The sequence below is a fragment of the Mesorhizobium subarcticum genome, from assembly GCF_055456085.1.
On the sequence record NZ_CM144237.1, the window covers coordinates 1,630,012 to 1,643,071 of the forward strand.

The following is a 13,060-nucleotide window of genomic DNA, read 5'->3' on the forward strand; positions in this document are numbered from 1 at the left end:
AAAGAATGAGCAATATCGTGATTCGGACGGCCAGTTCGGCCGACCTCGACACCATCACCGAAATCTACGCCGAAGCGGTGACACACGGCACGGCGAGCTACGAACTGGAGCCGCCAAACCGCGCGGAGATGGGCACGCGATTCGAGACGCTGACGGCTGGCGACTTTCCCTATCTGGTGGCGGCAAAGGACAGTACCGTGCTCGGCTATGCCTATGCCGGTGCGTTCCGGCCGCGTCCGGCCTATCGCTTCATTGTCGAGGATTCGGTCTATGTCGCGCCTCAGGCCAAGGGCCAGGGTGTTGGCCTCAAGCTGATGCAGGCCTTGATCGCAGCCGCCGAGGCGGCGGGCTTTCGCCAGATCGTCGCGGTGATCGGCGATGGCCATCCCGACAGCGCCTCGGTCAAGCTGCACGAAAAGCTCGGCTTTCGCCATTCGGGCCGGCTCGAAGGTTCCGGCTACAAGCACGGGCGCTGGCTGGATACAGTGTTCATGCAACTGTCGCTGAACGGTGGGGCGTTGCTGCCGCCCGATCCAGACTCATTGCCAGAAAGAAAATTTCTCGAGCAAAAATAATAGCTTGAGACTACACCAGCTTCAGCTTGTTGTCGAACACGCCAAGCACGCGGCCAAGCTCCTGGCCACGCTTGAGGATGCGGCCGCCGGCGGCGATGACGGCGAAGGCGCCCTGCTTGCGCGCCAGCTTCGGATCCTTGACGATCTGGAACAGCGGCACTTCGCTGGCGCGGCGGAAGACGGAAAACACGGCCCTGTCGGTCAGATGATCGATGGCGTAGTCGCGCCATTCATTGGCGGCGACCATGCGCCCGTAGAGTCTGAGGATCTGGTCCAGTTCGCGCCGGTCGAAGCGCACCGGCTGGTCGAGGCGCTCGCGTCGGGCCTCGTGCAGCGGGATTAATATTGCGGATGCGTCCCCATCCCCCATCCCGCCGCTGTCGTCAGTCATGCCTCGATCCCTCAAAATGAATCTTTGCCAACCAAAGTTGGCCCCTTCGCGCTGCAATTGCAAGAGCCGGCGAAGCGGTGGCGGCGCCGCGCCGTTTTTGTGGCGTCCAGTCACTTTTGTAACGCGGCGTGTTGGAATTGGTGATGCTTCGCCACATTCTCGCCATTTTTTATCCGCGCTCATGCCCCAATGTCCGACGAATTTACCGGCGTTGCCTGAGACGGTTCGGTCCGGCACCGGCTCGTAAACCCCAAGCCCCCCGCCCACGGGTCTGCGTCGGATCGAACCAACCTCGGTTTTTCCTTGGAAGAATCGGGTGCGACGATCCCAAAACTAAATGACCGACGTCAGAAGCAAGCTGACGTCGGTTTTTTCATGCCTGCCTTCCAGTTAGAGCGGTTCACCCTTTCACGGAAACGGCGAACGCTCTAACTCTTTGATTAATGCAATTCCCAAGGGAAAGCGCTGTGCGCTTTCCCGGAAAACCGCTTCACACTTCTCCTGGAATTGCTCTGGAAGGCAGTAAAAAATGCAAGCCAAACACAATGGCGACGTGTCGTTCTGGTATGCCGATATTGGCGGTGTTCCAGCCTATCGCCCTGCCTTGCCCGGCGACATCGAGGCCGATGTCTGTATTGTCGGCGCCGGCTATACCGGTCTGTGGACCGCCTACTATCTGAAGAAAGCGCAACCTTCGCTGCGTATCGCCATCGTCGAAAAGGAATTCGCCGGCTACGGCGCTTCGGGCCGCAATGGCGGCTGGCTGTCGGGCGGCTTCAGTTGGTCGCGCGAGAAATACGCAAAGACGTCGTCGCGCGGCGCTGTCATCGACATGCAGCGCGCCATGTTCGGCACCGTCGACGAAGTGATCTCGGTGACGCAAGCCGAGGGCTTCGACGCCGATATCCGCCGCGTCGACAACATCACCGTGGCCACCAACGAAGCGCAGCTGCAGCGCGCCAAGGCTGAATATGATGAACTGCTGCGCTGGGACATGCCGCAAGAGCGGCTGGCTTTTCTCGACGCGCGCGAGGCGCGCGAGCGCATCGCCATCGACAAGGTGCTGGGTGGCTTCGTTGTCCGCAATGTCGCGCGGGTGCAGCCGGCCAAACTGGTGCAGGGGCTGGCGGCCGCGGTCGTGCGGCTTGGCATTCCGATCTACGAGCAGACGCAGGTTCTGGCGATCGAGAAAGGCAAGGTCACCACCAGCAGGGGCATCGTGCGGGCCGAAAAGATCGTGCGCGCCACGGAAGGGTTCACAGCCGGCATTCCCGGCCTGAAACGCCTCTGGCTGCCGCTCAACAGCGCCATCGTGGTGACCGAGCCGCTACCGCAAAAGCTCTGGGACACGATCGGCTGGAGCGGCTACGAGGTGCTGGGCGATGCCGCGCACACCTATTGCTATGCCCAGCGCACGCGGGAAGGCCGGATCGCCATGGGCGGCCGTGGCGTGCCCTACCGCTTCGGCTCGCGCACCGATGTGCGTGGCCAGACCCAGCAGGCGACCATCGACCAATTGCACGAAGTGCTGACCAGGTTGCTGCCGCAGACCAAGGGCTTGCGTCTCGACCATGCCTGGTGCGGTACGCTCGGCGTGCCGCGCGACTGGTGCACCACCTCAGGCTTCGATCGCGAGACCGGCATTGGCTGGGCCGGCGGCTATGTCGGGCTCGGCGTTTCCAGCTCGAACCTGTCCGGCCGCACCTTGCGTGACCTCGTGCTCGGCCATGATACCGAGCTGACCCGGCTACCCTGGGTCAACCGCACGGTCAAGAAATGGGAACCGGAACCGCTGCGCTGGCTCGGCGTCCATGCCATGTACCAGCTCTACCGGATTGCCGACCAGCGCGAGGCAAACGGCCTCGGGCGGACGTCCCGGCTGGCCGCTTTCGCCGACCGGCTGACCGGGCATTGAAGCCTTTTCAGGCCGTCTAAATCAGGGCTTGTGGATGAAGGCGGCACCGAGGATGGGGCCGGGCATGCCGTCCTTGCCGACCGACTGCAAAAGCACGGCGCAGCCGCCCTTTTTGTTGATCTCGCTCATCGGCAGTTCATAGCGTTGCGCCTTGCCGTGCCACATGCCGGCGGTCTGGATGCCGGTGACGGCATTCCAGTAGGTCATCTTGCGGCCGGAGTTCTCGCCCTGGGCGATCTTGACCGTCTGCGGCTGCTCGAAATAGACGATGACGACATGGGCGTCGCTGGGGCCGGTTTCGGCATCGCCGGCATCGATGATCACGCGGTCGCTGGTGCGGCTGACCTTGATAGGGACGCGAATGCCTTCGCCACCCTTGGCCATGCGGGCAAGCGCGCCGTCGACCTCGCCGCGATTGGCGCCGTTGACATGCACGCGGCCGTTGAGGACCGCCTGCGGCGTATAGACGGAGCGGCTGCCGAAGGCGCGCATATAGTCATATTGCCGCTCGGTGTTTTCCTTGCGGCTCAGCGTGTCTTTCCAGCCGAGATAGTCCCAATAGTCGACGTGATAGGAGAGCGCGACGATGTCTTCCTTGGTGGCCAGTTCGGCAAAGAACGCATCGGCCGGCGGGCAGGAACTGCAGCCCTGGCTGGTGAACAGTTCGACCACGCCGAGCGGCTTGTCCTGCTGCGGCTTGTCGGCCTGGATACGCTCGGCCTCGCCTGCATGGCCAGCCCCGGCAAAGGCCGAAAAGGCCAGCGCTAAGGCTGCCAGCCACAATGATTTTCGCCAGGCCATGATCATTCCAATTCCCGCCGGTGGCGCCGGCTTTGTTCTGATTGGCTGAAATATGTGGCAGAAGCGGAAGTCAACGGGAAGTCACGTTGCGGTGAAATTTTTGCCATTGCAGTCGCAGGTAAGGCCGCAATAGCAGAGGTACTGCATTTCACGGCGCGGTTCGATTCGGGATAGGATCATCACCATGTGGCAAACTCTCTTGACCCCTGTCGATCTCTATTGCGAGCGGACCGGCCCTGGACTTTGGGCCGAGCCGGCTAATGCTTTGACAAACCTTGCTTTCATTGCCGCGGGATTGTGGGGGGTGCGGGAAGTACGGCGGCATAAAACCGGCACCTTCGCCGAGGTGCTGGCCTGGTGGGTGGTGGCGATCGGCATCGGTTCGACGATCTTCCATACCTTCGCCACCAAGGGCACGGTCTGGATCGACGTGCTGCCGATTGCCGGCTTCACGCTCGCTTATACGCTGTTCAACCTGCGCCGCCTCCTCGGCATGGAATGGGGCAAGGCGATCGCGATCTTCGTTGTCTTCTATGTGGTGGCCGGGGCAATCACTTTCGCCGTGCCGGACTGGCTGCGGCAGGCGTCGAACGGCACGACAGGCTATCTGCCTCCGTTCCTGGCGCTCGCTTTCTTCGGGGCCTGGATAACAGTCAGCGGCAACCGGGCCGGCTGGTACAATCTGGCAGGGTCGGCGATCTTCGTCGTCTCCGTCATCTGCCGCATGATCGACCCGCGGGTCTGCGCCAGCTTTCCGCTCGGCACGCATTTCCTGTGGCACATCTTCAACGGGCTGATGCTGGGTGTGCTGCTGGCGGCGACGGCGCGGTTTGGGGCGCCGAAGGTTAGGGCAGTAGGGCAGTAGGGCAGTAGGGCAGTAGGGCAGTAGGGCAGTAGGGCAGTAGGGCAGTAGGGCAGTAGGGCAGTAGGGCTCTTCGTTCCCTACCCCTTATTGCCTTACTGCCCTACTGCCTTATTCCCTTAAGTTATGCAGCCAGATCGCGCAGCACGTACTGCAGGATGCCGCCGTTCTTGAAGTAGTCGAGCTCGTCCAGCGTATCGATCCGGCAGATGATCGGCACGTTCTTCACCGTGCCGTCGCCATAGGTGATCTTGGCGGTCATCGTCTGGCGCGGCTTGATGGCGCTCAGGCCGTCGATCTCGACCAGCTCATCGCCCTTGAGGTTGAGCGAGGCCCAGGAGGTGCCTTCCTCGAAGACGAAGGGGATGACGCCCATGCCGACCAGGTTCGAGCGATGGATGCGCTCGAAGGACTGGGCGATGACGGCGCGGACGCCGAGCAGATTGGTGCCCTTGGCCGCCCAGTCGCGCGACGAGCCGTTGCCGTATTCGACGCCGGCGAAGATGACCAGCGGCACGCCTTCCTTCTTGTACTCCATCGCCGCGTCGTAGATCGATTCCTCTTCCTTCGACGGATAATGGATGGTGTAGCCGCCCTCGCGGCCGTTCTCGCCCAGCATGTGGTTGCGGATGCGGATGTTGGCGAAGGTGCCGCGCATCATCACCTCATGGTTGCCGCGCCGCGTGCCGTACTGGTTGAAGTCGGCAACGCCGACGCCGTGGTCGGTGAGATACTTGCCAGCCGGGGAAGCCGCCTTGATCGAACCCGCCGGTGAGATGTGGTCGGTGGTGATCTTGTCGCCGAACAGGCCGAGCACGCGGGCGCCCTTGATATCGCCGATCTTGCCGAAACCAGCAGTCATGCCAGCGAAATAGGGCGGGTTCTGCACATAGGTCGAGTTGTCGTCCCAGGCATAGGTCTGGCCTTCCGGCGCCTGCACCTTCTGCCAGTGCTCGTCGCCCTTGAAGACGTCGGCATATTTGCGGGCGAACAGCTCGCGGGTGACGTTCTTCTCGATGAACTCCTGGATCTCCGCCGAGCTCGGCCAGATATCCCTGAGGTAGACCGGATTGCCGTTCTTGTCCTCGCCGAGCGGCTCGGTCGTGAGGTCCTTGGTGACGGTGCCGGCCAGCGCATGCGCCACCACCAGCGGCGGTGAGGCCAGGTAGTTCGCCTGCACGTCGGGCGAGACGCGGCCTTCGAAATTGCGGTTGCCGGAAAGCACGGCAGCGGCAATCAGGCCCTTGTCGTTGATGGTCTTGGAGATCGGCGCCGGCAGCGGGCCGGAATTGCCGATGCAAGTGGTGCAGCCGAAGCCGACCAGATTGAAGCCGATCTGGTCGAGCTCCTTCTGCAGGCCGGACTTTTCCAGATATTCGGCGACCACCTGGCTGCCGGGGGCCAAAGAGGTTTTCACCCACGGCTTCTGCTTCAGGCCAAGGCGGTTGGCGTTGCGCGCCAGCAGGCCGGCGCCGATCAGCACGCTCGGGTTCGAGGTGTTGGTGCAGGACGTGATGGCGGCGATGACGACATCGCCATGGCCGAGATCATGATCGGTGCCTTCGACGGCGTAGCGCTTGTGGATTTCAGCCGCCTTCTTGTACTCGGTCTCCATTGCCTTGGCGAAGCCGGCCGGAATGCCTTCGAGCGGAACGCGGCCTTCGGGACGCTTGGGGCCGGCCATCGACGGCACGACGCTGCCGAGTTCCAGTTCGAGCAGGTCGGTGAAGACCGGGTCGGCGGAGCCCGCCTCGCGCCACATGCCTTGCGCCTTGGAATAGGCCTCGACCAGTGCGATGCGGCTTTCCTCGCGGCCCGACATCGTCAGGTAGCGGATGGTTTCGGAATCGACCGGGAAGAAGCCGCAGGTGGCACCATATTCGGGCGCCATGTTGCCGATGGTTGCGCGGTCGGCCAACGTCATGTTGGAAAGGCCCGGGCCGAAGAACTCGACGAATTTGCCGACGACGCCCTTCTTGCGCAGCATCTGGGTGACGGTGAGCACGAGGTCGGTGGCGGTGATGCCTTCCTTCAGCCTGCCGGTGAGGCGGAAGCCGATGACTTCCGGCAGCAGCATGGAAACCGGCTGGCCGAGCATGGCCGCTTCGGCCTCGATGCCGCCGACGCCCCAGCCGAGCACGCCGAGACCGTTGATCATGGTGGTGTGCGAATCGGTGCCGACGCAGGTGTCGGGGTAGGCGGTGGTTTCACCATCCTCGGTGTTGGTCCAGACGACCTGGCCGAGATATTCGAGGTTGACCTGGTGGCAGATGCCGGTGCCGGGCGGCACGACGCGGAAATTGCGGAACGCCTGCTGGCCCCATTTCAGGAACTTGTAGCGCTCTTCGTTGCGCTCATATTCGAGCTCGACATTGCGAGCAAAGGCCATCGGCGTGCCGAACTCGTCGACGATGACGGAGTGGTCGATGACAAGGTCGACCGGCACCAGCGGGTTGATCTTCTGCGGATCGCCGCCGAGCGAAGCCATGGCGTCGCGCATGGCGGCAAGGTCGACCACGGCCGGAACGCCAGTGAAATCCTGCATCAGCACGCGGGCAGGGCGATAGGCGATCTCGACGCCGGCGGTGCCCTTGTCGGTCAGCCAGCCGGCAACCGCCTGGATCGATTCCTTGGTGACGGAGCGGCCGTCTTCGTTGCGAAGCAGGTTCTCCAGCAGCACCTTCATCGAATAGGGCAGCTGGGAAATACCGGTCAGGCCGTTCTTCTCGGCCTCGATGAGGTCGAAATAGGCATATTCGGTGCCACCAGCGGTCAGCGTGCGGCGGCAATTGAAACTATCGAGGGATTTTGACACGTGCGATCCGTCCTTGTCTGTTCAGCCTGAAAGGGAACGGACGCCGATGGCATGCAATCACGCGCAAAGGTGCGGGTACGGCCATTTCCGCTGTCCGTTCCCAGCCAACCCGAGCCGTTCAAGGCGGCGCGTGCGCTGGTTCGGCGCTAATTCTGTTCCCGCGCCGACCGCTGGCACGGATGCACCGCATATAGAGAATTTTCTGGAATAGTTCTAGACAGTTGCGGAGCAAATTTGTGCGATGCGGCAGCGCTCGCGAAACATTGATTTCAGGGCAGGCGACGGATGCGGCTTATCGCCGAAAATCTGGGCGGCGAACGTGGCGGCGAAAGCGTGTTTTCCGGGGTTGGCTTTGACCTAGGGGAAGGCCAGGCGCTGGTCGTCACTGGACCGAATGGATCGGGCAAATCAACCTTGCTGAGGATCATCGCCGGGCTGCTGCCGGTGGCGGAAGGAAGTGTAAGAATCGAAGGCGACGGCGAGACGTTTCCGTCTGTTGCCTCGGCGTGTCATTACCTTGGTCACCAGAATGCGATGAAGCCGGCGCTGAGCGTGGCGGAAAATCTGCGCTTCTGGCGTGATTTCAATGGCGATGGAGATGTCGGCGTCAAGGAGGCGCTGGAAACGGTCGGGCTTGATGGCATCGGTCATCTGCCGTTCGGCTATCTCTCGACCGGGCAAAGGCGGCGTGCGGCGATCGCCAAGCTTTTGGTCAGCCACCGGCCGTTGTGGCTGCTGGATGAGCCGACTGCGGGGCTGGACCAGGCTTCGGAGGCGCGGTTTGCGGGGTTGATGGGGAAGCATTGCGCTGGGGGCGGGATGATTGTCGCGGCGACGCATCTGCCGCTGGGGTTGGATGGGGCGAAGACGTTGGCAATGGGGGAAGCCGGTTGATGTCGGTTCTCTACGGCGCGACAGGACGCAAATCGTAATGTGGTCCCTCTTCCTGCGCGACATCCGCCTCAACATCCGCGCCGGTGGCGGGGCGCTGACCGGCGTCATCTTCTTCCTCGCGGTTATCGCCACCATCCCGTTCGGCGTCGGACCCGACCTGAACCTGCTGGCCCGCATCGGTCCGGCGATCCTGTGGATCGGCGCGCTGCTGTCCTGCCTGCTCGGGCTCGACCGGCTGTTCCAGGCCGACCGCGAGGACGGCTCGCTCGATCTCCTGGTGCTCGGCAATGACCGGCACATGCTGGCCTTGACCGTGCTGGTGAAATGCCTGGCGCATTGGGCGGGCAGCGTGCTGCCGCTGGTGGTCGCCGCGCCCCTGCTCGGCCTGTTCATGAACATGGAGCCGCTGGCAACCGGCGCCACGGCGCTCACCCTTTTGGTCGGCACACCGGCCATCACCTTCATCGGCGCCGCCGGCGCTGCGGTGGCGGTGGCACTGCCGCGCGGCGGGCTGTTGATCTCGGTGCTGGTGCTGCCGCTGACCATTCCGGTGCTGATCTTCGGCGTTTCGGCGAGCTATGGCGCGACGGCCAATCCCGATCCGTTCCTGCAGCCCTTCCTCATTCTTGCCGCGCTGACGCTGTTTCTTGCGGTGCTGGGGCCGGTGTCGGCCGCGCTGGCGCTGCGCCACGGAACCGACTGAGCGAGGTTGGCCATGGTTTGCGCGACATCAAGGGCCGCGGCACGGGGGCCACGTATGTTTGAGACCAAGGTGCGTTGCGCAGCCGTAGGCAGGCCGTTAAGGGAAAGAATGATCGAACGAGGCGGAAGGTTGGAAAGAGGCGCGTCGATGGAGCGGCAGGCATGAGCATGCATGCACTCTATGTCACTGCCGCCTATGGCATCACGGCGGTCGTTCTGGCCGGGCTGATCGGCTGGATCCTGCTCGACCAAAGGGGGCGCAAGCGGGATCTTGCCGAACTGGAAGCAGCAGGCGTGCGGCGACGTTCCGACAAGGCGGAGGCTGAGAAGCCGTGAGCAGCGAAACCGAAACCCCGACGCGGGGCCGCCGCCTGTTCGTGCTGTTGCCGCTGTTGATTTTCCTCGGCCTTGCCGGCCTGTTCCTGTCGCAGCTGCTTTCCGGCCGCGATGTCTCGGAAGTGCCGTCGGCGCTGATCGGCCTGCCGGCCCCACGGACCAATCTGCCGGCACTGGAGGGGTCAAACCTGCCGGGGCTTGATTCCAGAGCCTTCGCCGGCAAGGTCACGCTGGTCAACGTGTTTGCGTCATGGTGCGCGCCGTGCCGGGAAGAGCACCCGGTGTTGCTGGCGCTGTCGCAGGACAAGCGGTTCGTGATGACGGCGCTGAACTACAAGGACCAGCCGGAAAACGCCCGCCGGTTCCTTGGCGACCTCGGCAATCCGTTCCAGGCGATCGGCGTCGACGAAGCCGGCCGCACGGCGATCGACTGGGGCGTCTACGGCGTGCCGGAAACCTTCGTCATCGGCAAGGACGGCAAGATCGCCTACAAGTTTGTTGGGCCGCTGACGTCGGAGACGGCCAGGGGTCTCTTGCTGCCACAGATAGAAAAGGCGCTGGCGGTGCCTGGTTAGGCGGTAGCGCCACGCCGCCTCATCCGGCCGCTACGCGGCCACCTTCTCCCCGAGGGGAGAAGAGATGACGCCGGCGCTGACTAGCTCCCCTCCCCTCGGGGAGAGGTCGGATTGCCCCGAATCGCCTTGCAATTCGGTTTTGGCAATCCGGGTGAGGGGGTTCCCCTCAGCCAGACTCAGCCGTAGATCTGCTTGTGGACCTGGTACAGCATCTCGCTGCGGTCGGCGCGCATGTCGGCCAGATCGCGGCTGGAGAAGCTGTCGATTTCGGCGACGAGGCGGTTGTAGTGCTTGCGCTTGGCGATGCTGCTGCGAGCGCGGTTCATGAGATCGAAGATCATAGCAAGGGTTCCTTTTGTGCCGCATTCTCGCGGCCGGTTCTTCCTCCCTTGGTCAATACGGAACATGACATAGGAATGGTGCATTGCAAAAAGAAGATGTTGCAATGCACCATTGCGCGCAGCGCATAGCCGGTTAATCGAGTCCTAAGCTGCGCCTTGGTTGGCCGGTCGCGATCCAGCTCTGGTCGGACGGCTGTTTCCTCGCCGTTTTGTCATACAAATTGCGACGGCCCCGTCTTGCCAGATCGATCGCGGGCTGGCTTGATCCGGCGTCACCTGATGCCGGGAGGAAATGCATGGCGGCCGCAGATTATTACGAAGTTCTCGATCCGCGCTTCGCGCGCCTGTTCAACGGCAGCGCGCAGGTGGAGAAGCTGTTCACCGGGTGCCGCTGGGCGGAAGGGCCGGCCTGGTTCGCCGCCGGCCGCTACGTCGTCTGGTCCGACATCCCCAACAACCGCATGCTGCGCTTCGATGAAACCGACGGCAGCGTCAGCGTTTTCCGGCAGCCATCGGGCAATTCCAACGGCAACACCGTCGACCGGCAGGGCCGGCTGGTCACTTGCGAGCATTCGGGCCGCCGCGTCAGCCGCACCGAGCATGACGGTTCGGTCACCACCATCGCCGCCAAATGGAAGGGCAAGCGGCTGAACTCGCCCAACGACGCGGTGGTGAAATCCGACGGCTCGATCTGGTTCACCGACCCCAGCTACGGCATCGACACCGACTATGAGGGCGACAAGGCCGAAAGCGAGATCGGCGCCTGCAACGTCTACCGGGTCGATCCCGACAGCGGGGATGTCGAGGCCGTCATCACCGACATGGTGAGACCCAACGGGCTTGCCTTCTCGCTCGACGAGAGCCTGCTCTATGTCGTCGACACCGGCCGCACGCATGGCGCGCAGAATCCGGCGCATATGCGGGTGTTCAATGTCGGCAAGCATGGCAAGAAGGTTTCCGGCGACAAGGTGTTCGCCGACTGCACGGCCGGCCTGTTCGACGGCTTCCGGCTCGATGCGGCCGGGCGGATCTGGACCAGTGCCGCCGACGGTATCCATTGCTACGATCCGGACGGAACGCTGATCGGCAAGGTCAAGGTGCCGGAGGTGACGGCGAACTGTGTGTTTGGCGGCAACAAGCTGAACTGCCTCTACATCGCCGGCACCACCTCGCTTTACATGGTGCGGCTGATGGTGAATGGGGCCAAGACTTTTTGAGTGAGACCGTTTCGAAATTCTACTCTGGCGGCCATCTGAAGGCGTTTTCTGCGCTTCCGGTGCTCACGGACCCAAATGTCCGCTGCGCTCCGGTTCTCGAAACCACCATCATATGACTCGCCAGAGTGAATTTCGAAACGGTCTCTCAGCGGCGTAGGTATTTGAAGGGGAGAAAATCATGCCATTCGTCAACATCCGCATCGTCAAGGAAGTGATCGCCGCCGATCCGGCAGGCAAGAAGGCTGACATCGCCAAGAAAGTCACAGCGGCCATCATGGACGCCACCGGGCTCGGCAATGACGATGTCTGGGTGGTTTTCGAAGAGGTCAACGCCCGCGACTGGTATGTCGGCAAGACCGATGTCGAGACGCTAAGGAAGGGGTAGGGCGCCCCTCAACGCGAGCGGATGAAATCGGCGAAGGCTGTGAGCGCATCGTGCATCGCCTTCATATTTCCCGACTCCGCCAGGATGCCCTCCACCTCCGGCGGCTTCTTCCCCAGCAGCGCAATCTCCAGCTCGCCCTCACAAAGCGCGAACGACATCGTCCGCATGATCTCGGCCAAAGCGGCGCGGGCATAGAGTGAGCGCGGCGAGGCGTGGGCCAGCATGGCCGGCTTGCCGACGGCGGCGTCGCGCGACACCAGCCAGTCGAGCGCGTTCTTCAGCCCGCCGGGCACGCCATGGGCATATTCTGGACAGGAAACGATGATGCCATCGGCACTGGTGACGGCGTCGATCAGATGGGCCGCTTCGCGCGGTGTCCGCTCGCCCTCGTCATCGGGATTGAAGATCGGCAAGCGGCCGAGCCCGTCATAGACGGTGACGCGGCAGGCGGGCGGCACGTTGCGCGCCAGTGCCGCGACCAGGGCTGAATTGGTGGAGGCCGCCCGCAGGCTGCCGGAGATGGCGAGGATGTTCAGCACAATGGGTAAGGCCAATCAGGACGAATCGCGTCCGCAAAAGCCTACCACATGGTCTGCTTGTATTCGTCGTCGAGCCAGCGATCGGTCGCCTCGGCCGAATCGGCAACCACCAGCTGGTCGCGCAGGATCTGGCCGAGCGTCGGCAACGTGGCGCGGTCGTACCAGGTGTCAGGCTTCCACAGATCGGAGCGCATGAAGGCCTTGGCGCAGTGCATGTAGGCAGCCTTGACGGCGACGAGGATGACGCTTTGCGGCTCCTTCCCGTCGACGGCCAGGCGCTCGCGTAAGGTGGCGTCGACCGTGATGCGGGCATCGCCATTGACGCGCAACGTCTCGTTCATGCCGGGGATGAGGAAGAGCAGCCCGACCGAGGGATTGCGCAGGATGTTTTCCAGCGTGTCCAACCGGTTGTTGCCGGGCCGGTCGGGGATGGCGATGGTCCGGTCGTCGAGAATGGCGGCGAAGCCGGGCTTGTCACCCTTGGGCGTCACATCGGCATTGCCTTCGCCGTCGGAGGAACCGATCAGCACGAACGGGCTCTTGCCGATGAAGGAGCGGCAATGGCCGTCGAGCGCCTTCAATTCCTTGCGGATCGAGCCGTCGGTCGGGCGCGGCGTTTTGTAGATCGTCCGCAACTCTTCGCGCGTGGTGACGAAATCCATGGCTCTCCCCCTCTTGTTTGACGCAATTCCGGACGGAAAACCGCTTCACA

15 protein-coding genes are annotated in these 13,060 nt (G+C 63.1%); 9 read left to right on the forward strand and 6 right to left on the reverse strand.

Annotation, left to right across the window (positions count from 1 at the left end):
- The first annotated feature begins 5 nt into the window (after nucleotides 1-5).
- A complete protein-coding gene (locus tag ACZYHG_RS07840; RefSeq protein ID WP_464613296.1) occupies nucleotides 6-575 on the forward strand; it encodes an N-acetyltransferase family protein in 570 nt (189 codons plus the stop codon).
- Nucleotides 576-585: 10 nt separating this feature from the next.
- Here the strand turns inward: ACZYHG_RS07840 and ACZYHG_RS07845 are convergent, their stop codons facing one another.
- Complete coding sequence (locus ACZYHG_RS07845; RefSeq protein ID WP_464613297.1) at nucleotides 586-966, reverse strand: DUF2794 domain-containing protein; 381 nt, start codon at nucleotides 964-966, stop codon at nucleotides 586-588.
- A gap of 529 nt (nucleotides 967-1,495) precedes the next feature.
- Here ACZYHG_RS07845 and ACZYHG_RS07850 point away from each other — a divergent pair.
- Nucleotides 1,496-2,881 (forward strand): NAD(P)/FAD-dependent oxidoreductase, encoded by a 1,386-nt coding sequence (locus ACZYHG_RS07850; protein ID WP_464613298.1) that lies wholly within the window; start codon nucleotides 1,496-1,498, stop codon nucleotides 2,879-2,881.
- 21 nt (nucleotides 2,882-2,902) lie between these two features.
- On the opposite strand, the gene ACZYHG_RS07855 is transcribed toward ACZYHG_RS07850, so the two are convergent.
- Complete coding sequence (locus ACZYHG_RS07855; RefSeq protein WP_464613299.1) at nucleotides 2,903-3,688, reverse strand: DUF1223 domain-containing protein; 786 nt, start codon at nucleotides 3,686-3,688, stop codon at nucleotides 2,903-2,905.
- A gap of 178 nt (nucleotides 3,689-3,866) precedes the next feature.
- Here ACZYHG_RS07855 and ACZYHG_RS07860 point away from each other — a divergent pair, with 178 nt between their 5' ends.
- Complete coding sequence (locus ACZYHG_RS07860; protein WP_464613300.1) at nucleotides 3,867-4,547, forward strand: ceramidase domain-containing protein; 681 nt, start codon at nucleotides 3,867-3,869, stop codon at nucleotides 4,545-4,547.
- Nucleotides 4,548-4,668: 121 nt separating this feature from the next.
- On the opposite strand, the gene acnA is transcribed toward ACZYHG_RS07860, so the two are convergent.
- A complete protein-coding gene (gene acnA, locus ACZYHG_RS07865) occupies nucleotides 4,669-7,359 on the reverse strand; it encodes an aconitate hydratase AcnA (RefSeq protein ID WP_464613301.1) in 2,691 nt (896 codons plus the stop codon).
- A 285-nt stretch (nucleotides 7,360-7,644) separates the two neighbouring features.
- Here acnA and ccmA point away from each other — a divergent pair, with 285 nt between their 5' ends.
- The 4 genes from ccmA to ACZYHG_RS07885 all read left to right on the forward strand — a co-directional run bounded on the left by ccmA (nucleotide 7,645) and on the right by ACZYHG_RS07885 (nucleotide 9,866).
- Nucleotides 7,645-8,253: a heme ABC exporter ATP-binding protein CcmA gene (gene ccmA, locus ACZYHG_RS07870; RefSeq protein ID WP_464613302.1), complete on the forward strand. Its 609-nt coding sequence runs from the start codon at nucleotides 7,645-7,647 to the stop codon at nucleotides 8,251-8,253.
- Nucleotides 8,254-8,290: 37 nt separating this feature from the next.
- On the forward strand, nucleotides 8,291-8,956 hold the full coding sequence (gene ccmB, locus ACZYHG_RS07875; RefSeq protein ID WP_464613303.1) for a heme exporter protein CcmB: 666 nt from the start codon (nucleotides 8,291-8,293) through the stop codon (nucleotides 8,954-8,956).
- Between the two features lie 161 nt (nucleotides 8,957-9,117).
- Nucleotides 9,118-9,291 (forward strand): heme exporter protein CcmD, encoded by a 174-nt coding sequence (gene ccmD / locus ACZYHG_RS07880; protein WP_464613304.1) that lies wholly within the window; start codon nucleotides 9,118-9,120, stop codon nucleotides 9,289-9,291.
- The gene (locus ACZYHG_RS07885) at nucleotides 9,288-9,866 is read left to right on the forward strand and encodes a DsbE family thiol:disulfide interchange protein (protein WP_464613305.1); all 579 of its coding nucleotides are present in this window, start codon (nucleotides 9,288-9,290) and stop codon (nucleotides 9,864-9,866) included. Before ccmD ends, ACZYHG_RS07885 begins: the two co-directional genes overlap by 4 nt.
- A 176-nt stretch (nucleotides 9,867-10,042) precedes the next feature.
- Here the strand turns inward: ACZYHG_RS07885 and ACZYHG_RS07890 are convergent, their stop codons facing one another.
- Entirely contained in the window at nucleotides 10,043-10,207 is a 165-nt protein-coding gene (locus tag ACZYHG_RS07890; protein ID WP_080680864.1) for a hypothetical protein, read from the reverse strand.
- 296 nt (nucleotides 10,208-10,503) lie between these two features.
- Between ACZYHG_RS07890 and ACZYHG_RS07895 the strand changes: the two genes are divergently transcribed.
- Together ACZYHG_RS07895 and ACZYHG_RS07900 are read left to right on the forward strand one after the other, a co-directional pair.
- Nucleotides 10,504-11,424: an SMP-30/gluconolactonase/LRE family protein gene (locus ACZYHG_RS07895; protein ID WP_464613306.1), complete on the forward strand. Its 921-nt coding sequence runs from the start codon at nucleotides 10,504-10,506 to the stop codon at nucleotides 11,422-11,424.
- Nucleotides 11,425-11,602: 178 nt separating this feature from the next.
- On the forward strand, nucleotides 11,603-11,809 hold the full coding sequence (locus ACZYHG_RS07900) for a tautomerase family protein (RefSeq protein WP_013892236.1): 207 nt from the start codon (nucleotides 11,603-11,605) through the stop codon (nucleotides 11,807-11,809).
- Nucleotides 11,810-11,817: 8 nt separating this feature from the next.
- Here the strand turns inward: ACZYHG_RS07900 and ACZYHG_RS07905 are convergent, their stop codons facing one another.
- Both ACZYHG_RS07905 and ACZYHG_RS07910 read right to left on the reverse strand, forming a co-directional pair.
- Complete coding sequence (locus ACZYHG_RS07905; RefSeq protein ID WP_464614640.1) at nucleotides 11,818-12,348, reverse strand: NADPH-dependent FMN reductase; 531 nt, start codon at nucleotides 12,346-12,348, stop codon at nucleotides 11,818-11,820.
- 41 nt (nucleotides 12,349-12,389) lie between these two features.
- A complete protein-coding gene (locus ACZYHG_RS07910; RefSeq protein ID WP_464613307.1) occupies nucleotides 12,390-13,010 on the reverse strand; it encodes a pyridoxamine 5'-phosphate oxidase family protein in 621 nt (206 codons plus the stop codon).
- Nucleotides 13,011-13,060: the final 50 nt, after the last annotated feature.